This window comes from Pelagibacterium sediminicola (genome assembly GCF_003390885.1).
Taxonomy (GTDB): Bacteria; Pseudomonadota; Alphaproteobacteria; order Rhizobiales; family Devosiaceae; genus Pelagibacterium; species Pelagibacterium sediminicola.
Genome location: NZ_QMEL01000005.1, coordinates 58,664 through 85,620 on the forward strand (window position 1 = coordinate 58,664; position 26,957 = coordinate 85,620).

The following is a 26,957-nucleotide window of genomic DNA, read 5'->3' on the forward strand; positions in this document are numbered from 1 at the left end:
AGGACGTGTCCATGTTCTCCAAGGTCCTCATAGCCAATCGCGGCGAGATCGCGCTGCGCATCCTGCGCGCCTGCAAGGAGCTGGGCATCCAGACCGTCGCCATCCACTCGCTGGCCGACGCCGACGCCATGCATGTCCGGCTGGCCGACGAGAGCGTGTGCGTCGGACCCAACGCCGCCAAGGATTCCTACCTCAACATTCCCTCGATCCTTGCCGCCTGCGAGATCACCGGCGCGGACGCCGTACATCCGGGCTATGGCTTCCTCTCGGAAAACGCGCGTTTCGCGCGCATCCTTGCGGAACACAAGATCGCCTTCATCGGCCCTTCCGCCCACCACATCGAGATCATGGGCGACAAGATCCAGGCCAAAAAGACCGCGCTGGAGCTTGGCATCCCTTGCGTCCCCGGCTCGGCCGGCGCCGTGACCAGCGAAGCGCAGGCCAAAAAGTCCGCGGCCGAAATCGGCTATCCGGTGCTGATCAAGGCCGCAGCCGGCGGTGGCGGGCGCGGTATGAAGGTCGCCAAGTCCGAAGCCGAGCTTTCGGTTGCCTATTCCACGGCCCGCTCGGAAGCCAAGGCCGCCTTTGGCGACGACTCGGTCTATATGGAAAAATACCTCGAAAAGCCGCGCCACATCGAGGTGCAGGTGATCGGCGACGGCAAGGGCAACGCCGTCCATCTGGGCACCCGCGACTGCTCGCTCCAGCGCCGCCACCAGAAGGTCTGGGAAGAAGCGCTGGCCCCGACCGTGCCGATGGAAGAACAGGACCGGATCGGGGAAATCTGCGCCGCCGCCATGCGCAAGCTCAAATATTCCGGCGCGGGCACCGTCGAATTCCTCTACGAGAACGGCGAGTTCTATTTCATCGAAATGAACACCCGGCTCCAGGTGGAACACCCGGTGACCGAGCGCATCACCAATTTCGACATCGTCTATGAGCAGATCCGCGTCGCGGCAGGCGAACCCCTCTCGCTGACCCAGAACGAGGTCATCTTCTGGGGCCACGCCATCGAAGTGCGTATCAACGCCGAGGACGCGCAGACCTTTGCGCCCTCGCCCGGCAGGATCACTTATTACCACCCCGCCGGGGGTGTGGGCGTCCGCGTCGATTCCGCCGTCTATCAGGGCTACAATATCCCGCCCTACTACGACAGCCTGATCGGCAAGCTGATCGTGCATGGGCGCACGCGCCCGGAATGCCTGCAGCGCCTGCGCCGCGCGCTCGACGAGTTCATCGTCGACGGGGTCAAGACGACACTGCCCCTGTTCCGCCGCCTCATCAACGAGCCGGACATCCAGAGCGGGGACTACGACATTCACTGGCTCGAAAAATACCTCGAAGCCAACAAGCAGTGATCCGGACGGCCCTTGCGAGGGCCGTTTCATTTTGGAAGGCCGATGACGCGCAGGAGCGACGATCCCTTCGAGGTTGAACTGACGCCGGAGCTGATCCTGCGCGCCTACAAGGCCGGCATCTTTCCCATGTCCGAAAGCGCGGACGATCCAGACATCTTCTGGGTCAGCCCGCAACTGCGCGGAATCCTGCCGCTCGATGGATTCAATATTTCAAGAAGCCTCGCCAAGACCTTGAGGAAGCACCCCTATTCCATCCACGTGGATCGGGATTTCCGGGCCACCATCGAAGGTTGCGCGACCTCGGGCACGGAGCGCGAATCGACGTGGATCAACACCACGATCATCGATCTTTACGCGCAACTCTTCGCCATGGGCTATTGCCACACGGTCGAAATTTACGACGGCGACGCGCTCGTTGGCGGGCTCTACGGGCTGGCCATCGGCGGAGCGTTTTTCGGGGAATCGATGTTCCACCGCAAGACCGACACCTCCAAGATCGCCATGGCGCATCTGGTGGACCGGCTGAGCGCTGGGGGCTTTATCCTGCTCGACACCCAGTTCCTCACCCCCCACCTCGCCTCGCTCGGCGGCATCGAGGTCCCGAGGGCGGAGTATGAGGCAATGCTGTCTGAGGCGTTGCGGATGGAGGGGGATTTTGGTGCGTGGGATGGGGTTAGAGGTCAGTAGCAAACATCGCTGCCCCCTCATCCGACCTTTCGCTTGTGCGAAAGCCCACCTTCTCCCACAAGGGGAGAAGGGTATCCGGGGCTCCTCGGCTCTTGAGCCCCCTCTCCCCTCGCGGGAGAGGGGCTGGGGGTGAGGGGGCTGCGGTGCAAAATGCACCATCCGTGTTCGCCTCACCGCTCGCCGGGCGGCGGGATGTCCGAGCTTTGCTTGCAGTCCACCAGCCAGATGTCATAGACCGCGTCGTCAATCGCGTGCAGCGCGGGGCTTTCGGCGAACATCCAGCCCGAAAAGATGCGCCGCATGGTGGCGCGGAGCGAGACCTGATCGACCTCCACAAAGGCCGAAACGTCCTGCGCTTCGGTCGTGGGGCGGGAGTAGCAGACGCGCGGCGTCAGTTGCAGCGAGCCGAACTGCACCGTTTCATCGATATAGACGTCGAATGTGGTGATCCGCCCGGTGATCTTGTCGAGCCCGGTAAAGACCGCGACGGGGTTGGCCACCGCTTGCCCGAGGGCGGGAACCGGCAGCAGCAGGCCCAGCATGAGAAGAACACGAATCGCCATCTCCCGACCGATCATCGGGAACGCACCCTTATTCCGGCGACCAGGCGTCGTAATCCCCGGTAACGCGCGGACGCTTCTGGGGGTTGAGAATCGACCCGTCCGGACGATAGGCCGCTGCCGTGCCGGTGAGGTTGGAAACGTGCGGCAGCTCCCAGCCATGGGGATTGTAGCCGGCCTCGGAGGGCGCGATATCGGTGCGGTGGTGCATCCAGCCATGCCAGCCGGGAGGAATGGCGGAGGCTTCGGCCGGGCCGTTATAGACCACCCAGCGGCGCTTTTTGGCCTTGTCGGTATAATAGACATTGCCCGCCTCGTCCTCGCCGACCCTGACGCCACGCAACGCGGTGAAAATCCGCGTCGAAAGCGTCTGGCCGTGCCACCAGCCGAAAAGCTCGAAGATGATCTGCCCGATACCGCCTTTTGCCACGCCGATTGCCTTTATGCACAAGATCGATTGCACCGGCATTTAGCACACAGGTTCCCACGATCCTAGACCGTTTACTCGTTTTGGCATCGATGCCTGAGCCTGGGGCCAGAACCGGTTCCGATCCAGCGGCGGGAAAAAAGAAAAAACTGCGCGAAACATCAAAAAATCGTGCTTGACAGCGCCTGGGGGGAGACTCAGTTCGCACCCCCCTTCGCAAGACGCTAGGCACCATCGGCACTTAGCCCATAAAGCGCAAACAAGACTTTATTAACCCTCGTCGAAACCGGGGTGGGGAGGTATGCGTTATCCTAGTGATCCGTTGTCCCCATTTTCCTCGCTATCCACAGCAGAACACACTATATTTAGGTTTTGCCCACACAGTGAGCACTAGGGATAGTCGATTTCGTCCGATTGACCTTGAGCCAGAATCGCAAAAAGGTCGGTTGCAACAGGTGCTTCGCCTGTCACGCAATCTACACATGACGGATCGTCCCAACGAGAGCCGCCAGGCTCAAGCGGACATCTAACTTTGGGGAACCAGAAGGCAATGCAAATAGAGCGGCGCTTTACCACGGCAGGCCAGGACGCCTACGCGGGTATCGAATTCAAGAGTGCAACGAGCGAAATCCGCAACCCGGACGGGTCCGTGGTGTTCCGACTCGAGGATATTGCCGTGCCCGCGGCCTGGAGCCAGGTCGCCGCTGACATCATCGCGCAGAAATATTTCCGCAAGGCGGGCGTTGCGAGGGCTTTGAAAAAGATTGAGGAGAACGACGTTCCCTCATGGCTCTGGCGCTCGGTTCCCGACGAAAAGGCGCTCGCCAAGCTCCCCGAGGCAGAGCGCTACGGTTCGGAGACCGATTCCCGGCAGGTCTTCAGCCGTCTCGCCGGCACCTGGACCTATTGGGGCTGGAAGGGCGGCTATTTCTCCTCCGAGGACGACGCGCGCGCCTTTTACGACGAGCTGTGCTACATGCTCGCCACCCAGCGCTGCGCGCCCAATTCCCCGCAATGGTTCAACACGGGCCTGCATTGGGCCTATGGCATCGACGGCCCCGGCCAGGGCCATTTCTATGTCGACCCCTTCACCCACAAGCTGGTGCAGTCCAAATCCGCATACGAGCATCCCCAGCCGCATGCGTGCTTCATCCAGTCCGTGGACGATGACCTCGTCAACGAGAACGGCATCATGGACCTGTGGGTCCGCGAGGCGCGCCTGTTCAAGTACGGTTCGGGCACCGGCACCAATTTCTCGGCCCTGCGCGGCTCGGGCGAAAAGCTCTCGGGCGGCGGCAAGTCCTCTGGTCTTATGTCGTTCCTCAAGATCGGCGACCGGGCTGCGGGCGCCATCAAATCGGGCGGCACCACGCGCCGCGCGGCCAAGATGGTGGTGATCGATATCGATCACCCCGATATCGAGGAATATATCAACTGGAAGGTCAAGGAAGAGCAGAAGGTGGCCGCGCTCGTCACGGGCTCCAAGGTCGTCTCCAAGCATCTGAAACTCATCATGAAGGCCGCCGTCAATTGCGAAGGCAATGGCGACGACTGCTTCGATGTCACGAGGAACCCGGCGCTCAAGCGCGAGGTCAAGGCCGCCAAGAAAGCCCTGGTGCCGGAGAACTACATCTTCCGCGTCATCCAGTTCGCGAAACAGGGCTACACCGACATCGAATTCCCCATCTACGACACCGATTGGGATAGCGAAGCCTATCTCACCGTTTCGGGCCAGAACTCGAACAACTCGGTGCGCGTGACCGACCAATTCCTCAAGGCCGTCGAGGACGATGGCGAGTGGAACCTGACCGCGCGCCAGGACGGGCGGGTAACGAAAACCCTCAAGGCCCGCGACCTCTGGGAATCGGTGGGCTACGCCGCATGGGCCTGCGCCGATCCCGGCATCCAGTACCATTCGACCATCAACGACTGGCACACCTGCCCCGAGGCCGGCCCGATCGTCGCCTCCAACCCGTGTTCGGAATATATGTTCCTCGACGACACGGCCTGTAACCTGGCTTCGATCAACCTCCTGACCTTTAGGGGCAAGGACGGCAAGTTCGACATCGAAGGTTACGAGCACACCGTGCGGCTGTGGACGCTGGTGCTGGAAGTCTCGGTGATGATGGCGCAGTTCCCCTCGCGCGCCATTGCCGAACGCTCCTACCTCTACCGCACGCTGGGCCTTGGATACGCCAATATCGGCGGTCTGCTGATGACCTCGGGCATCCCCTATGACAGCGACGAAGGCCGCGCCATCGCCGGTGCGCTGACCGCGATCCTTTCGGGCATTTCCTACGCCACCTCGGCGGAAATCGCCTCCGAGCTGGGCGCGTTCAAGGATTACAAGCGCAACTCAAAACATATGCTGCGCGTCATCCGCAACCACCGCCGCGCCGCCTATGGCGAAGCTGGCGGCTATGAGAACGTCGCCATCGCCCCCGTCCCGCTCGACCACGGCGCGGCAATCGATGCCGACCTGCTCTCGGCGGCAAAAGCGGCATGGGACAAGGCGCTGACGCTGGGCGAAAAGCACGGCTATCGCAACGCGCAGGTCTCGGTGATCGCCCCCACGGGCACCATCGGGCTGGTGATGGACTGCGACACGACCGGGATCGAACCCGACTTCGCGCTGGTGAAGTTCAAGAAGCTCGCCGGTGGCGGTTATTTCAAGATCATCAACCGCGCCGTGCCCGAAGCGCTCAGGACGCTTGGCTATTCGGAAGACCAGATCGCCGAGATCGAGGCCTATGCCGTGGGCCATGGCAACATGAACCAGGCGCCCGGCATCAACCCGGCAACGCTTGCTACCAAGGGGTTCCCCGAGGACAAGATCGAAGCGCTCAACGCCGGGATGAAGTCGGCCTTCGACATCAAGTTCGTCTTCAACCAGTGGACGCTTGGCGTTGATTTCCTCAAATTCCTCGGCGTCACCGACGAGCAGCTTGCCGACCCGGCCTTTGAGCTTCTGGCTTTCCTGGGCTTCTCCAAAAAGGAGATCGAAGCGGCAAACATCCACGTTTGCGGCGCGATGACGCTGGAAGGCGCACCGTTCCTCAAGGACGAGCATCTGCCGGTCTTCGATTGCGCCACTCCGTGCGGCAAGATCGGCAAGCGTTATCTCTCGGTCGAATCCCACATCCGCATGATGGCCGCGAGCCAGCCCTTCATTTCGGGCGCGATCTCGAAAACCATCAACATGCCCAACGATGCGACCGTCGAGGACTGCAAGGAAAGCTACATGCTCTCCTGGAAGCTGGCATTGAAGGCCAACGCGCTCTATCGCGACGGCTCCAAGCTTTCCCAGCCGCTCAACGCCTCTATCCTTGCTGACGAGGACGAGGATGAGGACGACGCGGCCGAACTCGCCGCCCTCACCGCCGCCGAGCGCATTCCGGCCGTGGCGGAAAAGGTTATCGAGCGCGTGGTGGAACGCATCCGCGAGCGCGAAAGGATGCCCGACCGCCGCAAGGGCTACACCCAGAAGGCGATCGTTGGCGGCCATAAGGTCTATCTCCACACCGGCGAATATGGCGACGGGCGGCTGGGCGAGATCTTCATCGACATGCACAAGGAAGGCGCCGCCTTCCGCGCCATGATGAACAATTTCGCCATCGCCATCTCCATCGGCCTGCAATATGGCGTGCCGCTGGACGAATTCGTGGAAGCCTTCACCTTCACGCGCTTCGAGCCGGCCGGCCTCGTGATGGGCAACGACACCATCAAGAACGCCACCTCGATCCTCGACTACGTGTTCCGCGAACTGGCGATCTCGTATCTCGACCGGACCGACCTTGCCCATGTGACCCCCGATGCGGGCGCCACCTCGATCGGCAAGGGCGTTTCCGAGGACAAGGCCATCACCGACCGCGCCACCCCTGCCCCCATGCCCGCCGACAACTTCGTCTCGCGCGGCATGACCCGCGGGCGGGTGAAGGACAAGACCCTGATGCTGGTCGCCTCCTCGGACTACAAGCCCGCCAACCCCGTGCAGGCCATGCAGACCTCGGCGGTGACGGCCCTGAAACAGGACCGCCAGGAAGCTCCCAAAGCGGAATTGCCTCCCTTCGAGGAGGTGAAAGCCGCCGCCGCAAAGGACACTAACACGCTGCGCATGGAAGCCCAGATGAAGGGCTATGTCGGGGAAGCGTGCTCGGAGTGCCAGAATTTTACGCTGGTGCGGAACGGGACGTGTCTCAAGTGCGACACGTGCGGGTCGACGACCGGGTGTAGCTGATCGAATCCCGACATGATTTTCAAAGGGTGGCGGATGTTTCCGTCACCCTGAGCAACGTTGTGGCGGAGGCTTTGTGCTGGACCCCGGTAATAAATACCGGGGTCCAGCGCGATCCCAACGCAAGCATCCTACGTCCCCGAAAACGCCACCTTCACACCACGCTGGCGGAAATAGGCCTGCATCGTCTTGCGGCCTGCGCGGTTGTTTTGCGCGAGCCTCGCCGGCTCGAACACGGCCTCTTTCGCGCCCTCGCGCGCCATGACGCGTTTGAGGTTGGCGATATGGGTATCGAGGTCCGCGTTGTCCGCGGCCAGCGACGCATAAATGGCGTCAATCGCTTCTGCCAGATTCGGCTCGCTCATTGATAAAATTCCCCTGAAATCACGATTGCCCACTTATCACGAATCGGGCGCGCACCATACCGGCCCTTACGCGCCCACATCCACCCATTCCGCGCCGGTAATCTCGGCCAGCCGGTCCGGCGAAATGCGCACCGAGCTGTTGGTGCTGCCCGCCGCCGGGACGACGATGTCGAATTCTTTCAGGCTCACATCGCAATAGACCGGCAGCGGCTGGACCAGCCCGAAGGGACAGACGCCGCCCACCGGGTGGCCGGTGATGGCTTCCACCTCATCGAGCCCCAGCATCTTGGCCTTGCCGCCGAACGCTGTGCGGGCTTTTTTGTTGTCCAGCCGCGCGGTGCCCTTGGTGACCAGCAGGAACACGCGTTCGCCCACACGCAGCGACAGCGTCTTGGCGATCTGGCCGGGCGCAACGCCGAAGGCTTCGGCGGCCAGGGCAACGGTAGCGCTGCTCGTTTGCGCTTCCTCGATCTCGATTTCGGGGGCGTGCTGGGCCAGAAAGGCGCGGACGGACTCAAGGCTCATGAAGACAACCGGAAAAAAGGACAGAGACCCTTACCGGTTACACAATCATTCCATCCCGCTCAAGCCAGTGGCGCACGCCCTTGCCCGCCCAGCATCCTGTTGCAAGGCAGGCGGTGAGCAGATAGCCGCCGGTTGGCGCCTCCCAATCGAGCATTTCGCCCGCAACGAAGACGCCCGGCAGCGCTTCCAGCATCAGGTTTTCATCCACCGCCTCCCACGCAATGCCGCCCGCCGAGGAAATCGCCTCGGCAATCGGGCGCGGGCGCTCAACGGGGAGCGGCAACGCCTTGATGCGGGCGGCAAGAGTTTGAGGCTGGCTCCGCTCGCCCACCGTGGAAAATGCCCGCACCAGCGCGGCCTTCACCGGATCGAGCCCGGCCTTGCGCAACCGGTTTGAAAAGCTCGCCTTGCGCCCGGCCTTTTCCAGATCGCGCGCAATCCGCGCCGCGTCCCGGCCCGGCAGGAGATCGAGGATGAGAATGGCTTCCCCATCACGCTCCAACGCATCGCGCAACGCAGCGGAATGAGTGTAAACGAGGCTGCCTTCGATCCCCGTGCGGGTGATGACGAATTCGCCCCGCGATGTGCCCGATGCGGAGGTTGCGGCGACGGATTTGACCGGCATTCCGGCAAACCGGCTGCCGATCTCTTCCGGCCAATCCACATCGAACCCGCAATTGGCGGGGCGGAAGGGGAGGATCGGAATGCCCTTGTCGGCCAGCCACGGAACCCACGCAGCATCCGCCCCGAGTCGGGGCCAGCTCGCGCCACCCAGCGCGAGGATAACGGCGTCGAAATGGTAGGTTTGGGGGCCGGTGGGGGTGTCGAATTGAAAGGCGAGTCTTTGGCTGGTTTCAGAGCCGGCACCCCTCACCCCCAACCCCTCTCCCTCAAGGGGAGAGGGGGGCGAAGGAGCCGAGGCATCCACGAAGTTCCCTTCTCCCCTTGTGGGATTGAGGAATGTCCCGAAGGGCAAATCGCTCCAGTGGAGCGATTTGAATGACGAAAGTGGGCCGGCGAAGCCGGGTCGGATGAGGGGTGCAGCGATGCCAGCAAACCCCACCCAGCGATGCCGCGTAAGCACCGTTACCCCGCGCGCCTCCAAACGCGCGAGCCACGCACGCAGCAACGGCGATGCCTTCATGGCCACCGGGAACACCCGTCCCGACGATCCCGTGAACGTCTCCTGCCCCAAACCCGCCGCCCATTCCCGCGCATCGGCGCCGGTAAACGCATCGAGGATCGGACGCAGGCGATGGCCGGTCGTACCGAAGCGGGTGAGAAAATCGGCGTGCGGTTCGGCGTGGGTGAGGTTGAGGCCGGACTTCCCGGCCATCAGGAATTTGCGGCCCACGGTTGGCATGGCCTCGTAAACGGTGACCTTGTGCCCTGTTGCGCAAAGAACCTCCGCCGCCATCAGCCCCGCCGGGCCGCCACCGATGATGCCGATGTGTTTCATCTGACCTCCTAGGCCGTCGTGAGCGCCGCTGCACCCCTCCCCGGCCCTCCCCATCAAGGGGAGGGTGCTTCCTCTTTGCCAGGCTGTCTCCATGCGCACAGAGCCAGCACCTCCCCCCTTGTGGGGGAGGCTGGGAGGGGGGGCGGCGCAAGCCGAAACTTGCTTTCCCTCATGCCCTTCCCCCGATAGACGCGCAAGGGTTGAAGCGTTAGGCTCGGCCTTCCAAGTGACGAGTCCAATCTCAAAAGAGTTACCCAATGACCGCCCTGCCCTCCTTTCCCGCCGTCGATCCGCAAAAACTCGACAAGCTCGCGCAAGTCGCGGTTCATACCGGGCTTGGCCTCGCACCCGGCCAGAGCCTGTTGATGACCGCACCGATCACCGCGCTGCCGCTCGTGCGCGCCATCACCGAGCATGCCTACAAGGCAGGCGCGCATCTGGTGACCACCATCTATTCGGACGAGGCAACCACGCTTTCAAGGTTTCGCAATGCGCCGGACGGTGCGTTCGATACCGCCGCCGACTGGCTGTTCGAGGGCATGGCCAAGGCGTTCGATACCAACACCGCACGCCTTGCCATCGCGGGCGACAACCCCATGATGCTGGCCGATGAGGACCCCGAAAAGGTGGCGCGCGCCAACAAGGCGACCTCGATTGCCTATAAGCCGGCCATCCAGCGCATCACGACGTTCGCGACCAACTGGAACATCGTTTCCTATCCCAACGCGAAATGGGCGCAACTCGTCTTTCCCGGCCTTCCCGAAGACGAGGCGATCGTCAAGCTGGCCGATGCGATCTTCGCCGCGTCCCGCGTCGACCGCGACGATCCGGTGGCCGAATGGGCGCGGCACAACGCGGATATTCACGCGCGCCGCGACTGGCTCAATGCGCAGAACTTCCGCGACCTGCATTTCACCGCCCCCGGCACCGATCTGGTGGTAGGGCTGGCCGATGGGCACGCCTGGAAGGGCGGCGCATCGAAGGCCAAGAACGGAATCACCTGCAACCCCAACATCCCGACCGAAGAGGTGTTCACCACTCCGCACGCCCGCCGCGTCAACGGCCGGGTGCGCGCGACAAAACCGCTTTCCCATCAGGGCACGCTGATCGAAAATATCGAGATGGTGTTCAAGGATGGCGTTGCGGTCGAGGTGACGGCGACGAAGGGCGGCGAGGTCTGGAACAAGGTGCTCGATACCGATGAGGGCGGCCGCCGCATCGGCGAGGTGGCGCTGGTGCCCCATTCCTCACCCATCAGCCAGTCGGGCATCCTGTTCTACAACACCCTGTTCGACGAGAACGCCGCCTGCCACATCGCCATGGGCCAGTGCTACTCGGAGTGTTTCGTCGATGGCGACAAGCTCTCCGAGGCCGAGATCAAGGAGCGCGGCGGCAATTCCAGCCTCATCCATATCGACTGGATGATCGGCTCGGGCGAAACCGATATCGACGGCATCAAGGATGACGGCACACGCGTGCCGGTGTTCCGCAAGGGCGAATGGGCCTATTGAGAAAGGGCGTCCGCATGATCAGGCCAGCCATTACCGGGGTTTTCGCCGTTCTCGCGCTGGCCGCGCCCGCCAGCGCCCAGGATGCGCAAGCCGCGTTCGAGACGGCGTTCAGCGATTTCTGCTTTCTCGATGAGGAAAGCGCGGCAGCGGAATACTATCCCAACGAAAGCTGGTCACTGACCTGGGAGGACGGCTATTCGGACGTCCAGTATTCGGGCACGCTGCACCAGTTCTTCTGCTCGGCGGGCGCCTACAACGTCAATCTGGTCTATTATCTCGAGCAGGACGACGACCCTTTCCCGGGGCTCATGCCGGTAAGTTTCGCCACGCCTCACTACGACGTCGAATATGAAAACGACGATTTCGAGGGCGCGGTGGAAACGATCAGGGTGCGCGGTTTCGACACCCAGTTCATGCTCACCAACCCCGAATTCGACCCCGAAGCGCAGACGATTACCGACCATACGCTGTGGCGCGGGCTGGGTGATGCCTTTTCCTCGGGCCACTGGGTGTTCGACAAGGGACAGTTCGTGCTCAAGACCTACGACGTCGATGCCACATATGACGGCGAGCAGAACCCGCAGCGCATCGTGGAGTACAAATAGCACCCATAAAAAAAGGCCGCAGCGCCGGGCGGGCGACTGCGGCCTCAATATTTGCGCTTCCGCCGCGCTGTTGAGGGCTTGGGGGACTACAGCGAAAGCGCACATCAGCCGTTCCGACAATTGGGGAGGTGGGGGTACTTCCCGGATCGCGGAACTGGCGGCAATTTATAAACGTCCTGCATGGGCGCGTTTGCCGCCATGGCAGATGCCTATAATATCGCGCGTCAATGCGGCAATAAAAGGCCCGCTCACCGAACTGTGATAAGCACGTGCCAATATGCTAACAAGAACAAGAAAAAGGGAAACATCATGAAGCTCGTAACCCCCGATCCGATGCCGCTCAAATCCTTCACCGATACCGAGAAGGCATGGGAATATGTGAGCGAGATTTACGAACGCAACACGGGGTTCATCCGCGAGCATCTGGTCAACCTCACGCGGGGCATCGTCCCGCCGGGCAAGATCCGCGCGCACTATCCGATGGCGCAATTGCTCTCGACGAGCTTCCAGCAGAACGCCAATTCCCGGCTGGCCTACGGGTTCCTGCACAGCCCCGGCCTTTACCAGACGACGCTGACCCAGCCCAAGCTCTACCACAGATACCTGATCGAGAATTTCGACCTGATCCTCAAGAACCATGGCGGGCAGATCGAGATCGGGGAATCGGAAACCCCCATTCCCCTCCATTTTGCCGTGGACCCCACCGAGCGCGTCGAGGGCGAGGTGCTGCTCGATATCGGCGTTCCCCTGCGCGACCTGTTCGATGTGCCCGACCTTGCGCATGTGGACGACGAGATCGCCAATGGCACCTTCATCCCCCCGGCCGGCGGGCCGTTCCCGCTGGCGGCCTTCACCGCGCCGCGCATCGACTATTCGCTGCACCGGCTCAACCACTACACCGGCACGACGCCCGAGCATTTCCAGAACTTCGTGATCTTCACGAACTACCAGTTCTATATCGAGGAATTCATCCGGCTTGCCGCGCAATGGATGGCAGACGGGCATGAATTTTACGAGAGCTTCGTCGAGCCGGGCAATGTGGTGACCATGAACGCCCGCCTTGGCGGAGAAACGACCGGGGTCCGCGTTGCGCGCCAGCCGCAGATGCCCGCCTATCACCTGACCGCAACCAACGGGCGCGGCATAACGATGATCAATATCGGCGTCGGTCCTTCCAATGCGAAAACCGCCACCGACCACGTCGCCGTGCTCCGCCCCCACGCCTGGCTGATGCTGGGCCATTGCGCGGGGCTGCGCAATTCCCAGTCTCTGGGCGACTACGTGCTGGCCCATGCCTATGTGCGCGAGGACCACGTGCTCGACGACGACCTGCCGGTCACGGTGCCCATCCCCGCGCTCGCCGAAATCCAGGTGGCGCTGCAGGACGCCGTGGGCGAGATCACCAATCTCGAAGGGCTCGAGGCCAAGGCGATCATGCGCACGGGTACCGTGTTCACCATCGACAACCGGAACTGGGAGTTGCGCGATCAAAATGAGATCGTGCGCCGTCTCTCGCAATCACGCGCCATCGCGCTCGACATGGAAAGCGCCACCATCGCCGCCAACGGCTTCCGCTTCCGCGTACCCTACGGCACCCTGCTCTGCGTCTCGGACAAGCCCCTGCACGGCGAATTGAAGCTCCCCGGCATGGCCTCGGATTTTTACCGCACGCAGGTCAACCGGCACCTGCTGATCGGTTTGAAGGCCATGGAAATCCTGCGCAACCAACGCGTCGAACGGCTGCATTCACGCAAGCTCAGGAGCTTTGCGGAGACGGCGTTTCAGTAACCTACATCCACCTTAGCTGTCCCGGCGAAAGCCGGGACCCATTGTCTCCTCACGCGCGGACGCCGAGGCATGGTCCCCGGCTTTCGCCGGGGAAGCGAACGGTGGGGGCCCTACTCCCGCCCCGCCGCCAGCGCCTCGCTGACCGTTATCGCCGTCATATTGACGATCCCACGGCTGGTGACGGAGGGCGCGAGGATGTGGGCGGGGGCTCTGGTGCCCATCAGGATCGGCCCGACCGGAAGTGCGTTGTTCAACTCCTTGAGCAAGGTCATGGAAAGATTCGCACTTTCAAGGTTCGGGAAGACCAGAAGATTGGCCTCGCCCTTCAACACGCTGTCGGGGATGTAGCGTTCGCGCAGCGTCTGGTTGAGCGCCAGATCGCCCTGCATTTCGCCTTCCACGATCAGTTCCGGCGCCACCTGCTTGAGCGTGTTGTATGCCTCGTGCATCTTGACCGAGGTGTCCCCGATCCGCGAGCCGAAATTGGAATAGCTCAGCAGCGCCGCCTTGGCTTCGATGTTGAAGCGTTTGAGGTGGTCGCGCGCTTGCAGCGTGATCGACACGATCTCGTCGGCGCTGGGCTCCATGTTCACATAGGTATCGGCAAGGAAAAACACCCCGCGCGGCATGATGAGCATCGACAGCGCCGAAACGTCCGAAACACCCTCCGACAACCCGATGATGGATTTGATGTCACGCACATGCTTGATGTAGCGGCCTTGCAAGCCGCAGATCAGCCCGTCCGCATCGCCTCGCTTGACCGCCAGCGCGCCGATGACCGTGGTGTTGGTGCGCACGATGGTGCGCGCGGTATCCGGCGTTACCCCCGACCGGCCCACAAGCGAGTGGAACTCCGAAACGTATTCCTTGTAGCGCGGATCATCCTCGGGGTTGATGATCTCGAAATCCTTGCCCGGCGTCAGCGGAACCCCGATGCGCTCGATGCGCTGCTCGATGACGAAGGGGCGCCCGATGAGAATGGGCTTGCCGAGCCCTTCTTCGAGGATCACCTGCGTTGCGCGCAGCACGCGCTCGTCCTCGCCATCGGCAAAGGCAATGCGCTTTGCCCTGCCCCGCGCCTGCTCGATCATGGGCTTCATCACCATGCCGGAGCGGAAGACGAACTGATTGAGGCTGTCCTTGTACGCCTCGAAATCGGTGATGGGACGCTGCGCGACGCCGGTGTCCATCGCCGCCTTGGCCACGGCCGGCGCGATCCGGAGGATCAGGCGCTGATCAAACGGGTTGGGGATGAGATAGTCGCGTCCGAAGGTCGATGCGCCGCTGGGAATGGCTTCGAGCACCGGCTCGTGCGCCAGTTTGGCGATGGCGTGGGCCGCCGCTGCCTTCATCTCCTCGTTGATCATCGTCGCGCCCACGTCGAGCGCGCCCCGGAAAATGAAGGGGAAGCACAGTACGTTGTTGACCTGATTGGGGTAATCCGAACGCCCGGTGCAGATCATCGCATCGGGGCGCGCTTCCTGCGCGACTTCCGGCATGATCTCGGGAATGGGATTGGAGAGCGCCAGGATCAGCGGGTCCTTGGCCATATCCTTGAGCATTTCGGGCTTGAGGGCCCCCGCCGCCGAAAGACCGAGAAAAATATCGGCCCCCTCCATCACCTCGGCCAGCGAGGTCTTGTCGGTATCCTGGGCGAACGAGCCGCGCCAGCGATCGACCAGGTTGTGCCGTGCCGTGGTGACAAGGCCCTCACGGTCTGCCACCCAGATGTTCTCGCGCTTCGCGCCAACCGCGATCAGCATGTTGAGGCAGGCAATGGCCGCGGCTCCTGCCCCGGAGGTGCAGATCTTGACGTTGGCGATATCCTTGCCCGCGATCTTCAGCCCATTGAGCACGGCGGCAGCGACGATGATCGCGGTGCCGTGCTGGTCGTCGTGGAATACGGGGATCGGCATGCGCTCGCGCAGCGCTTCCTCGATCTCGAAGCAGTCCGGTGCCCTGATATCCTCGAGGTTGATGCCACCGAAGGAGGGCCAGAGCGGGGCGACTGTTTCGATGAACTTCTTGGGGTCGAGTTCGTCGATCTCCAGATCGATCGAATCTATCCCTGCAAACTTCTTGAACAGGACCGCCTTGCCTTCCATGACGGGCTTGGAGGCCAGCGCCCCGATATTGCCAAGGCCCAGAACCGCCGTGCCGTTGGAAATCACCGCCACAAGATTGGCCCGCGAGGTGTACTGCGCCGCCGTTTCCGGGTTGGCCGCGATTTCCTCGCACGGCGCGGCCACGCCCGGCGAATAGGCGAGCGCAAGGTCGCGCTGGTTGGCCAGCGGCTTGGTGGGGGAAATCTCCAGCTTTCCGGGCTTGGGATAGTTGTGGAAGTGCAGCGCGGCGTCTCTCAACGCCCGCTGGGCGTCACGCGGTTCGTCAGTCATGCCATCTCCTCAGAGGACCTCGGTTCTAGGTGCCATTATTCACCTCAAAAGGAAAGCCGAAGCACGCGACTTTCCGCACGGCGGCAAGGAAATCAGGCCGCCAGATCGTCCCCGAAGTTGGAGCGGCGCGCCTGGGGCTTGAGCGCGTTGGCCAGCGTGAGGAACGAGGACAGTTTTACGGGCGGGGAAAACAGGTATCCCTGTGCCAGAAAAACGTTCTTGGAGCGCAGGTAAAGCGCCTGTTCCTGCGTCTCGACGCCCTCGGCGATAATCTCGATATCCATGTCCTTGGCCATGGCGATCAGCCCATCGATCACCGGCACGGGGACGTTGGCGTCCCTGATCATGTCGACGAAAATCTTGTCTATCTTGACGATGTCGATGCCCAGTGTCTGGAGATAGGCAAGGTTGGAGTGCCCAGTACCCGCATCGTCCATGGCGATGCGCACGCCCAGCTTGTGCATCGCTGAAACCACGGTGTTGACCGCATCCTTGTCGTCGAGCGGACGCCGCTCGGTGATCTCGAAGACGAGCTGGCGGTAATTGATCCCGCTGCCGCCAAAAATCGACTGGATATCCTCAACGATCGACCCATCCCGGAAGTGGCCCTCGAAGAGGTTGATCGAGACCTTGAAGTCGGGCACCTCGGCGCACAGTTCCTCGAGGTCGAACCGCACCTGCTCCATGAGGCTCAGCGTCATGGGCACCGCAAGGCCGGAAATTTCGGCATAATCGATGAAGGCGCCCGGCGGCACCACTTCCCCGTTGCGCTTGACCCAGCGCACCAGCACCTCGCAGCCGATCAGCTTGCCGGTCTTCAAGTTTATCACCGGCTGGTAATAGGGCTTCATCTCGCCCGCAACGATCGCCCGTTCGATCTCGAAGGACGGAAGATTGGAGCGGCGCGCAAACTGCAGCGCAAGCAGCAGCAGGGTCACCCCCAGGAGGCAGGCAACCAGCGTCAACCCGATATCGAGCTCGGCATAGCCGGCCCGCACCGTCTCGAAACTCACCCCCGCCTCGGCCTTGAGGGGAATGTCGCCGGCGAACGAGCGCGCAAGGATATAATCGCCATTGGACGAGGGAGCCGCATCCACGGCATCGCCCCGCAGCACCACCGGCGCGCCATTGGTGAGTGAAACCACCAGATGACGCATATTGCCCACCACAAGCGGCACATCGCGCGTCACCAACGGCACGGCCTCGACAAACGCGGAAACCGTGCGGTTGCCGCCGAACCGTTGCGAAATCTTGAGGATCGAATGGTCCTCGCCTTCGAGTTCGACGACGCTGAGAACCTCGGTGTGACCGGGAATGGCCAGCGACTCGGAAAGAGCGCGATAGTTGACGACCCCGTCATAGGCCGCGCAATACTGGATGCCCTCGGCGTTCTCCACCGCGATCTGGCGCACGAAACGCGAGCGCTGCAACTGGGCATTGACGTTGGAAAAAAAGGTGGGCGTGCACAGCGACGGGCTGTGATGAAGGATCACCCGCAGCGCCTGCACCGCATCCTGCACGATGATCTGGCTATCATGGGTAATCGCATCGACCGCCGCCTGCAGCTTCTGGGTCTCGCGCGACTTCACATAGCCATCAAGCACATAATCCACCGCCAGCACCGGCAAAAAGGCCACTGCAGCGACGACGGCAACGAGAATATGGGAAGATCTGGACCGCACGCCTGCCCCACGGAAATACGACGCACCGACACTAAGGTGAAGCGTTTAACCGCGCATTAATGGTGATGGGGAAACGCTTGTCTCTCTCCCCTCGCTGTCCCGGCGAAAGCCGGGACCCATCGCAAACCATCCACCACCACGAATGCTGCAGGATGGACTCCGGCTTTCGCCGGAGAAGCGAACGGGGCTGAGTGCTCAGCCCTTCTTTTCCGCCGGCATGTTGACCCGCAGGTGCAGTTCGCGGAGCTGGCGCGCGGTGGGTTCGCTCGGCGCGCCCATCAGCAGGTCTTCGGCCTGCTGGTTCATGGGGAACGGGGTGATCTCTCGCAGATTCTGCGCGCCGCACAGCAGCATCACCACCCGGTCGATCCCGAACGCCGCCCCGCCATGTGGCGGTGCGCCGTACTGGAAGGCGCGATAGAGCCCGCCGAACTTGTCCTCGACATCGGCCTTTGAGAGCCCGACCTTCTCGAACGCGGCGATCATTGTCTCGGGCTCCTGGTTCCGGATCGAGCCCGAAGCGATCTCGAAACCGTTGCAGACCGCATCGTACTGATAGGCCTTGATGGTCAGTGGATCGGCGTTCTGGAGCGCGTCGAGCCCGCCCTGCGGCATCGAGAAGGGGTTGTGCGCGAAATCGAGCTTCTTTTCGTCCTCGTCCCACTCATAGAACGGGAAATCGACGATCCAGCACAGCTCGAAACTGTCCAGATCGACAAGATCGAGATCGGTCCCGATCCGCGTGCGCGCCGACCCGGCGAAGGCCGCGAATTTCGCCGGCACACCGCAGACGAAGAACACCGCATCGCCGTCTTCCAGCCCAAGCTGGGCGCGGAGCGCGTCGGTACGCTCTTCGCCGATATTCTTGGCGATCGGGCCAGAGCCGGCTCCTTCCTTGAAAAAGATGTAGCCCAGCCCCGGTTGGCCCTCGCCCTGCGCCCAGGCGTTCATGCGGTCACAGAACGCGCGGCCGATCGGCTCGGCCCCCGCCTTGTTCTTTGCCGGAATGGCCCAGACCTCGACCTTGGGGTCGTTGGCGATCTGGTTGGCGAACACCTTGAACCCAGAGTCCCGGAAGTGATCGGTCACGTCCTGCATTTCGATCGGGTTGCGCAGGTCCGGCTTGTCGGTGCCGTATTTGCGCATGGCGGTGTCATAGGGGATACGCGGCCAGTCTTTGGTCACCCGCTTACCCTCGGCGAACTGCTCGAACACCGAGGTCATGATCGGGGTCAGCGTGTCCCAGATCTCTTCCTGCGTCACAAAACTCATTTCGAGGTCGAGCTGGTAGAACTCGCCCGGCAGCCGGTCGGCGCGCGGGTCCTCGTCGCGGAAGCACGGGGCGATCTGGAAATAGCGGTCGAACCCGGCAACCATCAGCAATTGCTTGTATTGCTGGGGCGCCTGCGGCAACGCGAAGAACTTGCCCGGATGCATGCGGCTGGGCACGAGGAAGTCGCGCGCGCCCTCGGGCGAGGACGCGGTGAGGATCGGCGTCGAATATTCGCCAAACCCCGCCTCGGTCATCCCCTCGCGCATCGCGGCGATGATCTTGCTGCGCTTGACGATATTGGCGTGCAGCGTCTCGCGCCTGAGATCGATGAAGCGATAGCGCAGGCGCGTATCCTCGGGATAATCCGGTTCCCCGAACACCGGCAGGGGCAGTTCTGCGGACTTGCCCAGCACCTCGATCTCGCGGATGAAGACTTCGACCTCGCCGGTCGGCAGGTTCCTGTTGGTGGTCTCGGGCGTACGGGCCTTCACCTCGCCATCGACACGGATGACCCATTCTGCGCGCACCGTCTCGGCCAGCGCGAAGGCGGGAGAATCGGGGTCGACCACACACTGGGTCAGCCCGTAATGATCGCGCAGATCGATGAACAGCAGCCCGCCATGATCGCGAATGCGGTGCACCCATCCCGAGAGCCGGGCGGTCTGGCCCACATCGCCCTTTTCGAGCTGGGCGCAGGTGTGCGAACGATAGCGATGCATGATCGGAAGTCTCTCAAAACGATGCGGGGAAATTCGTGCCGGAAAAGCGCACGGCACGCCCCAAATGTCAAGCATGGAAGCCTGTTTCCGCCCGCACGGGGGTTGCCTCGCATCCCTCGCGCGGCGATGATGCGGTGGCGTTCAGCCATTCGGAGAGCCTTGCCATGGCAGGAGCGGACAAACCAACGACCATCCCCGCCTATATCGCCCGGGCCCCAAAAGATGCCCGGCCCAATCTGGAAGCTCTGTACGCCTGCCTTGCGCAAGTGGCACCCAAGGCCGAACAGGGCATCAAATGGGGCAGTCCGACCTTTACCGGCACCCGCATCTACTTTTCCTTCGCCGGGTTCAAGGCCCATACCAATTTCTACCCCACGCCGGCGGCGCTCGAGCCGTTTCTCGACCGGCTCGAGGATTACCGGATTACCGGTGTCGGGGTAAGCTTTCCCCACGACAAGCCGCTGCCGCTCGATCTTATCGCCGAGATCGCGGCCCACAGGATACGCGATGTCGAGGAAAACGGCGCGCGCTGGATGTAAAACCGGCCTTTGCCAAACAGCCCCGACCTGTTAGGAAACCGGCACCGATTACGTCCCAACCCAAGAAACGAGCTTATGCAGGTCATCACCACGACGCAGGCCCTCGCCGCGTTCTGCAAGGATGCAGCTACCTACGATTTCGTCACCGTCGATACCGAATTCCTCCGCGAAACGACTTACTGGCCCAAACTCTGTCTCGTTCAGGCGGCAACGCCCGACCGCGCGGTGATCATCGATCCGCTTGCCGACGGGCTGGTGCTTGACCCGCTGGCCGACCTTCTGGCCGATGACCACGTGACCAAGGTTTTCCACGCCGCCCGGCAGGATATCGAGATTTTCGTAAAGCTCTTCGGGCTCGTGCCCGCCCCGCTGTTCGACACCCAGATCGCGGCGAGCGTATGCGGGCACGGCGATTCCATTTCCTATGACAATCTGGTGCGCGCCATCGTGGGCGAGCAGATTGACAAGAGCTCGCGCTTTACCGACTGGTCGTCGCGCCCGCTTTCCGAAAAACAGCTCACCTATGCGCTGGCCGACGTCACCCATCTGCGCAACATCTACGTCAATCTGCGCAACGAGATCGCCAAGGCCCGGCGCCAGAGCTGGGTCGAGGACGAAATGGCGGTGCTCGAGAATGTCGGCACCTATGTCGTCCAACCCGAAGACGCCTGGAAGCGCATCAAGGCCAAGGTCAACCGCCCCCGCGACCTCGCGGCCCTCCAGGCGCTTGCCGCCTGGCGCGAGCAGAAGGCACAGACCAACGACCAGCCGCGCAGCCGCGTGCTCAAGGACGACGCGGTCGCCGAACTCGCCATCCAGCGCCCCCTTACCCCCGCCGCCTTTGAAAAGCTGCGCGCCGTGCCACGCGGCTATGGCCGCTCGTCCTCGGCCGCCGAGATCGTCGATGTGCTGAAATCGGTCGAGGCGATGGACAAGAGCGCACTCCCCAAGGTGGCCGAAAAGCCGCGCGGCCCATCGCCCAAGGGCGCCATCGGGGATTTGCTGCGCGTCCTGCTCAAGGCGATCGCCGACAGCAACGGCGTCGCCAGCCGCATCATCGCCTCATCCGACGACATCGACGCCATCGTCCTCGACGACCACGCCGACGTGCCCGCCCTTAAGGGCTGGCGGCGCAAGCTGTTCGGTGAAAAAGCGCTGGCGATCAAGCACGGCCGCCTGGCGCTGGCCGCAACCCGCAAGGGCGTGGTGGAAGTGCCGGTGGATCTGGAGTAGCCAACTCTCGGCTGCTCACTTCACTTGCCCCATTTCTCTCCTTCGCTACCCCGGCCTTGAGCCGGGGTCCATAACCCTAAACATCCGCCTCGGGGGGCGATGGACCCCGGCTTTCGCCGGGGCAGCGATAACAGAGTGTCTGGATGGCTAAGCGCCCAGCTTCGTCCACCTGCTGTCGTTTTCGCTCGATTTCACCGAGGCCATGATGAATTCCATGCCCTCGACCCCATCGTCGAGCGTGGGCAGCAGCCCCTCATATTCGGCCCCCTCGCCCCTTATGATCGCGGCGAACTGGCTGTAGAGCGTGGCGAAGGCTTCCAGATACCCTTCCGGGTGCCCGGTGGGGATGCGGATGCCCATGGAGGCCGCCGGGGGCGCATCGATCGCGCCGCCGCGCGTCAGGAGCTGCTTTGGCTTTCCGAACTCGGTAAACCACATGTAGTTGGGGTTATCCTGCCGCCACTCGATCCCACCCTTTTCGCCATAAACGCGAAGCTGGAGACCGTTCTCGCAGCCGACCGCAACCTGTGATGCCCAGAGCATGCCCTTGGCTCCGCCCTCGAACCGGAGCATGATGTGCACGTTATCGTCGAGCTGGCGGCCCGGCACGAAGGCGTCGAGATCGGCCGAAACCGCCTCAGTCTTCAGCCCCGTGACGTAGCGCGCAAGATTATAGGCGTGGGTGCCGATGTCCCCGATGGCGCCCCCTGCCCCCGAGCGTGCCGGATCGGTGCGCCATGCGGCCTGCTTGTTGCCCTCATCGGCGGCAACCGCCAGCCAGTCCTGCGGGTATTCGACCTGCACGACACGGATTTTTCCGAGTGCCCCCGATTCCACCAGTTCCCGCGCCTGCCGGATCAGCGGGTAGCCGGTGTAGTTGTGGGTGAGGAGAAATTTCGCGCCGTTCTTGGGCGCAACGTTCTTGAGCGCATAGGCGTCTTCCAGCGTCGAGGTCAGCGGCTTGTCGCAGATGACGTGTATCCCCGCTTCAAGGAACGCCTTGGCGGGCGCGAAGTGCATGTGGTTGGGCGTGACGATGGCGACCGCCTCGATCCCGTCCTCACGCGCCGCTTCCCCCCGCGCCATCTCGGCAAAATCGGTATAGACGCGGTCCTCGGCCAGCCCGAGGTTCTTGCCCGACTCCCTTGCCACCTCAGGGCGCGAGGACAGCGCCCCCGCGACAAGCCGATAGTCCCCATCGAGCCGCGAGGCGATGCGGTGCACGTAGCCGATGAAGGCCCCCGTGCCGCCCCCCACCATGCCCAGACGAATGGGGCGCTGTCCGTTCTCTGCCATCGGTCGTACTCCTTAATCGAGGCCCAGCATCTTGCGGTTGGCCGCCTTGTCGGTGCCTGCATCCGCAAAGTCGTCGAACGCCTTTTCAGTGACGCGGATGATATGGCTGGCGATGAACTCGGCGCCTTCCCGCGCCCCGTCCTCGGGGTGTTTTAGCGCGCACTCCCATTCCAGCACGGCCCATCCGGCAAAATCGTAGGCCGCGAGTTTGGAGAAAATCGAGGCGAAATCGACCTGTCCGTCGCCCAGCGAGCGGAAGCGTCCGGCGCGATCTACCCAGCCCTGATAGCCGCCATAAACGCCCTGACGCCCGGTCGGGTTGAACTCGGCGTCCTTGACGTGGAACATCTTTATCCGCTCGTGATAGATATCGATGTAATCGAGATAGTCGAGTTGCTGCAGCACGAAGTGGCTCGGATCGTAGAGCAAGTTGGCGCGCTTGTGGTTGTTCACGCGCTCAAGGAACATTTCGTAGGAAATCCCGTCGTGCAGGTCCTCGCCCGGATGGATTTCGTAGCAGACATCCACCCCCGCCTCGTCGAACGCATCAAGGATCGGCGTCCAGCGCCGCGCCAGTTCATCGAACGCTTCCTCGATCAGCCCGGCGGGCCGCTGCGGCCACGGGTAGACATAGGGCCAGGCCAGCGCGCCCGAAAAGGTCGCGTGCTCGGTGATCCCCATATTCTGCGATGCCCCGGCGGCCCATTTGAGCTGCTGCACCGCCCATTCCTGGCGCGCCTTGGGGTTGCCGCGCACTTCCGGTGCGGCAAAGCCGTCGAACGCCGTGTCATAGGCGGGATGCACGGCAACGAGCTGGCCCTGAAGGTGCGTCGAAAGCTCAGTGATCTCGACACCGTGGCTTGCGGCAATGCCCTTTAACTCATCGGCATAGGTCTTTGATTCGGCGGCCTTTTGGAGATCGATGAATCCGGAAACCCAGGTGGGGACCTGAACCCCCTTGTAGCCCAGCCCGGCTGCCCAGCGGCAAATGTTGTCGAGCGTATCGAACGGCGCCGTGTCGCCCGCGAACTGCGCCAGAAAAATCGCAGGTCCCTTGAGTGTGCGCATGAAAATCCTCCGTTTGTGCGCCAACGCGCAAAGCGCCCGCGCGCGCCTGAATGGCGATTATTTTCGCCTCACTTCTGTGGGCGGCGCATGACGTACGTGCGTCATATGAAAACGTTTACACGATACTGCGCGCGCTTCTCATGTCAAGCCGTCTCGCCCTTCGCAAAGGGAAGTGCCGCGACGCATCCCCCAACGCGCCGCGGCCCCCCTCCCCCCTCAAATATTCGCACGATCAGACGAGCAGCGCCTGCGCTTCGACGGGTCCGAGCGCATCGGGACGCTCGCAGGTCGTCGTCAGCGTGATCGCCTGCCCGATCTCGGCGGATTTGAGGATGGAGGTCATGATGTCGACGCCATGCAGGGTTGTCTCCAGCGAGCAGCGCGGCTTGCGGCCCGCCTCGATGGCCAGCATCATATCAGCCAGCCCCGCCGTACGGTAGTTGGCGAAGGGCGGTCCATTCGGATGCTCCCAATTGGGCACGCCCAGCGGGTGCTTCCATGACTCGACCGTCTCGCTCACACCGTTGCGCCGCGCCAGCACCAGTTCGCCCCCGAAGAAATTGGGGTCCGGCACATAGAGCGAGCCGTCGGTGCCGTATATTTCCATGTTCTGATGGGTGTGCGCCTCGACATCCCACGACGCACCCAGTGTCACAAGCGCCCCGTTGTGGAACTCCATGACCGCGTGGATGGTGGTCGGCGTCTCCACACTCACATATTGCCCGCGCCGCGGTTCGCTGGTGATCTCGCGCTTGTCCCGCGCGGCATTGGCGAACGCAGTCACGCGCTTGACCGGGCCGATAAGGTTGATGAGGTTGGCGACGTAATAGGGTCCGATATCGAGCACCGGCCCCGCGCCGGGCTTGAAGAAGAAATCGGGGTTGGGATGCCAATGCTCCAGCCCAAAACTCATCACGTGGCAGGTGCCCGAAACGATACGCCCGATCGCACCCTCATCGACCAGCGCCCGCGCCTGCTGATGCGCGCCGCCCAGGAACGTATCGGGCGCACAGCCAACCTGGACGCCTTTTTCGGCGGCAGCGGCCCGCAGTTCCTCGCCCTCTTCGAGCGTCAGGACAAGCGGCTTTTCCGAATAGGCGTGCTTGCCCGCCGAAATGATGTCCCTCGTCACCCGAAAATGCGCGTCCGGAATGGTGAGATTGACGACGACATCGATCTCGGGATTGGCAAGGAGTTCGTCGGGCATCTGGGCCGTGACATTGAACTCGCCGGCGCGCGCCTTTGCAGCCTCGGAATAGATATCGGCGATGGCCCGCACCTCAATGCCCTTGAAAAGCGGCGCGAGCTTGAGATAGGCGCTCGAAATATTGCCGGCACCCATGATGCCGACGCCGTAGGTCTTACTCATTTTCAGCGGCTCTCAAATCCTGAAACGGTCGCAAAGGATCGCGAGGCGAACCGTTCGAGATCGTTGGGGTTGTCGTGTTCCATGACGAAATATCGGGCGCGCGTGCCCGATTTGATGACCTCGGACAGCCTTGCCCAGTCCATCGTGCCGTGCCCCACATCGGCCCAGCCATCCTCATCCTCGGCCTCGCCCTCGGGAGCAATGTCCTTGACGTGCACGGCGTTGATGCGCCCGCCGTGATCGGCGATCCACTTTCTGGGATCGTTATTGCCCCTGACCACCCATGCAACATCCATCTCCCAATCGATATCGGGCGCTCCTTCGAGCAGGATATCCATGGGCAGGCGCCCGCTGGCCGTGGGCCAGAACTCGAAATGGTGGTTGTGCCAGCCAAAGCCGAAGCCTTCGCCCTTGTAAAAGCGCCCCAGTTCGGCAAGTTCGGCCGCCAGCGCCACCCAGTCCTCCTCGGGCTGCTTCCACTTCTCGTGGGAGATGGCGGGACAATATAGCGTCTTTGTCCCTACCGTCCTCGCCGTCTCCACCAGCTTTTCCCGGTCGCGGAGCTGGTCGAGGCTGAAATGGGACGTGGGCATGGCAAGCCCGTGCCGGTCCAGTAGCGCGCGCAGGGCGGCCGGGTCGGCAAACAGCCCCCCGAACCCTTCCACATTCCTGTACCCGATGCGGGCCAGCAGCGCGAAAGTGTCTTCGAGCGGGGGAAAATTACGGGCGCTATAAAGTTGGAACGAAATTGTACTCATCGGTGATCAGCCTTTGGATTAGATTCGTATTCCGCTTTCGGCATCGAACAGCGAAGCGCGCGCCGCATCGAAACCGAGCTTGACGGTCTGGCCTTGTGCAAGGTTGAGTTCCGCATCGGCCCGGAAGGTGAACGAATGGGAACCAAGCCGCGTCCAGGCCACGGTGTCGGCGCCCATAGGCTCGACGATCTCGATTGCCGCATCGAAGAAAAAGGGCTGCTGGCTGGCCCCCTCCCCGACGACGACATGCTCGGGGCGCACGCCCAGAATGGCCTTTCCGGACCATTTTTCGTTGCCCGGCTCGAAACCATAGCGCTCGGTCGGCACCGAAACGTCGCCCAGATCGATCGCGCCGCCGCTCAGCGTGCCCTCGAGGAAATTCATCGAGGGCGAGCCGATGAAACCGGCCACGAACAGATTGACCGGGTTGTTGTAGATCATGTGCGGGGTATCGAGCTGCTGGATGATCCCCTCCTTCATGATCGCGATGCGGTCGGCCAGCGTCATCGCCTCGATCTGGTCGTGGGTCACGTAGATCATGGTGTTTTTGAGCCGCTGGTGCAGGCGCTTGATCTCGACGCGCAGGTCGGCGCGCAGCTTGGCATCGAGGTTGGAGAGCGGTTCATCGAACAGGAACACATCGACATCGCGCACCAGCGCCCGCCCGATGGCCACGCGCTGGCGCTGGCCGCCCGAAAGGTTGGCCGGCTTGCGGTCGAGCAGCGCCTCGATCTGGAGCATTTCCGAGGCGCGCGCCACCCGCTCGTCGATCTCGTCGCGAGGAAGGCCCGCAACGCGCAGGCCGAACGAGAGGTTCTTGCGCACGCTCATCTGCGGATAGAGCGCATAGGACTGGAACACCATGCCGATGCCCCGGTCCTTGGGCTCCTCCCAGGTCACGTTCTTTCCCGAGATGAAGATCTGGCCCGCCGAGACGTCGAGCAGCCCGGCGATGCAGTTGAGCAGCGTGGACTTGCCGCACCCCGAGGGGCCGAGCAGGACGAGGAACTCGCCATTCTCCACATCGAGGTTCATTTCCTGAAGAACCCTGACCGCGCCGAAGTTCAGCGAGAGCCCCTTCACCGATACACTTTTCTGCATTCCA

Annotated in this window: 21 protein-coding genes; 8 read left to right on the top strand and 13 right to left on the bottom strand. The window is 62.6% G+C overall.

Features of this window, described 5'->3' with window-relative positions:
- Positions 1–11 precede the first annotated feature (11 nt).
- Together accC and aat are read left to right on the top strand one after the other, a co-directional pair.
- A complete protein-coding gene (gene accC, locus DQG18_RS09775) occupies positions 12–1,358 on the top strand; it encodes an acetyl-CoA carboxylase biotin carboxylase subunit (protein ID WP_116654083.1) in 1,347 nt (448 codons plus the stop codon).
- A gap of 42 nt (positions 1,359–1,400) precedes the next feature.
- Positions 1,401–2,045 carry a leucyl/phenylalanyl-tRNA--protein transferase gene (gene aat, locus DQG18_RS09780; RefSeq protein WP_116654084.1) on the top strand — a complete coding sequence of 215 codons (645 nt, stop codon included), beginning with the start codon at positions 1,401–1,403 and terminating at the stop codon, positions 2,043–2,045.
- Between the two features lie 170 nt (positions 2,046–2,215).
- Here aat and DQG18_RS09785 read toward each other — a convergent pair whose 3' ends face one another.
- Complete coding sequence (locus DQG18_RS09785) at positions 2,216–2,608, bottom strand: DUF2155 domain-containing protein (protein WP_425454222.1); 393 nt, start codon at positions 2,606–2,608, stop codon at positions 2,216–2,218.
- A gap of 28 nt (positions 2,609–2,636) precedes the next feature.
- Positions 2,637–3,074 (bottom strand): NADH:ubiquinone oxidoreductase subunit NDUFA12, encoded by a 438-nt coding sequence (locus DQG18_RS09790; protein ID WP_116654086.1) that lies wholly within the window; start codon positions 3,072–3,074, stop codon positions 2,637–2,639.
- Between the two features lie 508 nt (positions 3,075–3,582).
- Here DQG18_RS09790 and DQG18_RS09795 point away from each other — a divergent pair.
- The gene (locus DQG18_RS09795; RefSeq protein WP_116654087.1) at positions 3,583–7,269 is read left to right on the top strand and encodes a vitamin B12-dependent ribonucleotide reductase; all 3,687 of its coding nucleotides are present in this window, start codon (positions 3,583–3,585) and stop codon (positions 7,267–7,269) included.
- Between the two features lie 128 nt (positions 7,270–7,397).
- Here the strand turns inward: DQG18_RS09795 and DQG18_RS09800 are convergent, their stop codons facing one another.
- From DQG18_RS09800 to DQG18_RS09810, 3 genes are all read right to left on the bottom strand, one after another.
- The gene (locus tag DQG18_RS09800; RefSeq protein WP_116654088.1) at positions 7,398–7,631 is read right to left on the bottom strand and encodes a hypothetical protein; all 234 of its coding nucleotides are present in this window, start codon (positions 7,629–7,631) and stop codon (positions 7,398–7,400) included.
- Positions 7,632–7,697: 66 nt separating this feature from the next.
- Positions 7,698–8,156 (bottom strand): YbaK/EbsC family protein, encoded by a 459-nt coding sequence (locus DQG18_RS09805; protein WP_116654089.1) that lies wholly within the window; start codon positions 8,154–8,156, stop codon positions 7,698–7,700.
- A 37-nt stretch (positions 8,157–8,193) separates the two neighbouring features.
- On the bottom strand, positions 8,194–9,615 hold the full coding sequence (locus DQG18_RS09810; RefSeq protein WP_245958430.1) for a TIGR03862 family flavoprotein: 1,422 nt from the start codon (positions 9,613–9,615) through the stop codon (positions 8,194–8,196).
- 257 nt (positions 9,616–9,872) lie between these two features.
- Here DQG18_RS09810 and DQG18_RS09815 point away from each other — a divergent pair, with 257 nt between their 5' ends.
- From DQG18_RS09815 to DQG18_RS09825, 3 genes are all read left to right on the top strand, one after another.
- A complete protein-coding gene (locus DQG18_RS09815; protein ID WP_116654090.1) occupies positions 9,873–11,126 on the top strand; it encodes an aminopeptidase in 1,254 nt (417 codons plus the stop codon).
- Between the two features lie 14 nt (positions 11,127–11,140).
- Positions 11,141–11,731 (top strand): DUF1176 domain-containing protein, encoded by a 591-nt coding sequence (locus DQG18_RS09820; protein WP_157970097.1) that lies wholly within the window; start codon positions 11,141–11,143, stop codon positions 11,729–11,731.
- A gap of 309 nt (positions 11,732–12,040) precedes the next feature.
- On the top strand, positions 12,041–13,519 hold the full coding sequence (locus DQG18_RS09825) for an AMP nucleosidase (RefSeq protein WP_116654245.1): 1,479 nt from the start codon (positions 12,041–12,043) through the stop codon (positions 13,517–13,519).
- Between the two features lie 110 nt (positions 13,520–13,629).
- Here the strand turns inward: DQG18_RS09825 and DQG18_RS09830 are convergent, their stop codons facing one another.
- The 3 genes from DQG18_RS09830 to aspS form a co-directional block, all read right to left on the bottom strand.
- Positions 13,630–15,915, bottom strand: a complete 2,286-nt coding sequence (locus DQG18_RS09830; protein ID WP_116654092.1) for an NADP-dependent malic enzyme — start codon at positions 15,913–15,915, stop codon at positions 13,630–13,632.
- Between the two features lie 92 nt (positions 15,916–16,007).
- Positions 16,008–17,597 (bottom strand): EAL domain-containing protein, encoded by a 1,590-nt coding sequence (locus DQG18_RS09835; protein ID WP_157970098.1) that lies wholly within the window; start codon positions 17,595–17,597, stop codon positions 16,008–16,010.
- A gap of 195 nt (positions 17,598–17,792) precedes the next feature.
- The gene (gene aspS / locus DQG18_RS09840; protein WP_116654094.1) at positions 17,793–19,589 is read right to left on the bottom strand and encodes an aspartate--tRNA ligase; all 1,797 of its coding nucleotides are present in this window, start codon (positions 19,587–19,589) and stop codon (positions 17,793–17,795) included.
- A gap of 164 nt (positions 19,590–19,753) precedes the next feature.
- Between aspS and DQG18_RS09845 the strand changes: the two genes are divergently transcribed.
- A complete protein-coding gene (locus DQG18_RS09845) occupies positions 19,754–20,128 on the top strand; it encodes an iron chaperone (protein WP_198669722.1) in 375 nt (124 codons plus the stop codon).
- A 75-nt stretch (positions 20,129–20,203) separates the two neighbouring features.
- Complete coding sequence (gene rnd / locus DQG18_RS09850; RefSeq protein WP_116654096.1) at positions 20,204–21,361, top strand: ribonuclease D; 1,158 nt, start codon at positions 20,204–20,206, stop codon at positions 21,359–21,361.
- Positions 21,362–21,508: 147 nt separating this feature from the next.
- Here rnd and DQG18_RS09855 read toward each other — a convergent pair whose 3' ends face one another.
- The 5 genes from DQG18_RS09855 to DQG18_RS09875 form a co-directional block, all read right to left on the bottom strand.
- The gene (locus DQG18_RS09855) at positions 21,509–22,657 is read right to left on the bottom strand and encodes a Gfo/Idh/MocA family protein (protein ID WP_116654097.1); all 1,149 of its coding nucleotides are present in this window, start codon (positions 22,655–22,657) and stop codon (positions 21,509–21,511) included.
- Between the two features lie 12 nt (positions 22,658–22,669).
- Positions 22,670–23,725, bottom strand: a complete 1,056-nt coding sequence (locus DQG18_RS09860; RefSeq protein WP_116654098.1) for a sugar phosphate isomerase/epimerase family protein — start codon at positions 23,723–23,725, stop codon at positions 22,670–22,672.
- A gap of 232 nt (positions 23,726–23,957) precedes the next feature.
- On the bottom strand, positions 23,958–25,094 hold the full coding sequence (locus tag DQG18_RS09865; protein WP_116654099.1) for a Gfo/Idh/MocA family protein: 1,137 nt from the start codon (positions 25,092–25,094) through the stop codon (positions 23,958–23,960).
- A gap of 2 nt (positions 25,095–25,096) precedes the next feature.
- On the bottom strand, positions 25,097–25,852 hold the full coding sequence (locus tag DQG18_RS09870) for a sugar phosphate isomerase/epimerase family protein (RefSeq protein ID WP_116654100.1): 756 nt from the start codon (positions 25,850–25,852) through the stop codon (positions 25,097–25,099).
- An 18-nt stretch (positions 25,853–25,870) separates the two neighbouring features.
- A complete protein-coding gene (locus DQG18_RS09875) occupies positions 25,871–26,953 on the bottom strand; it encodes an ABC transporter ATP-binding protein (RefSeq protein ID WP_116654101.1) in 1,083 nt (360 codons plus the stop codon).
- Positions 26,954–26,957 lie beyond the last annotated feature (4 nt).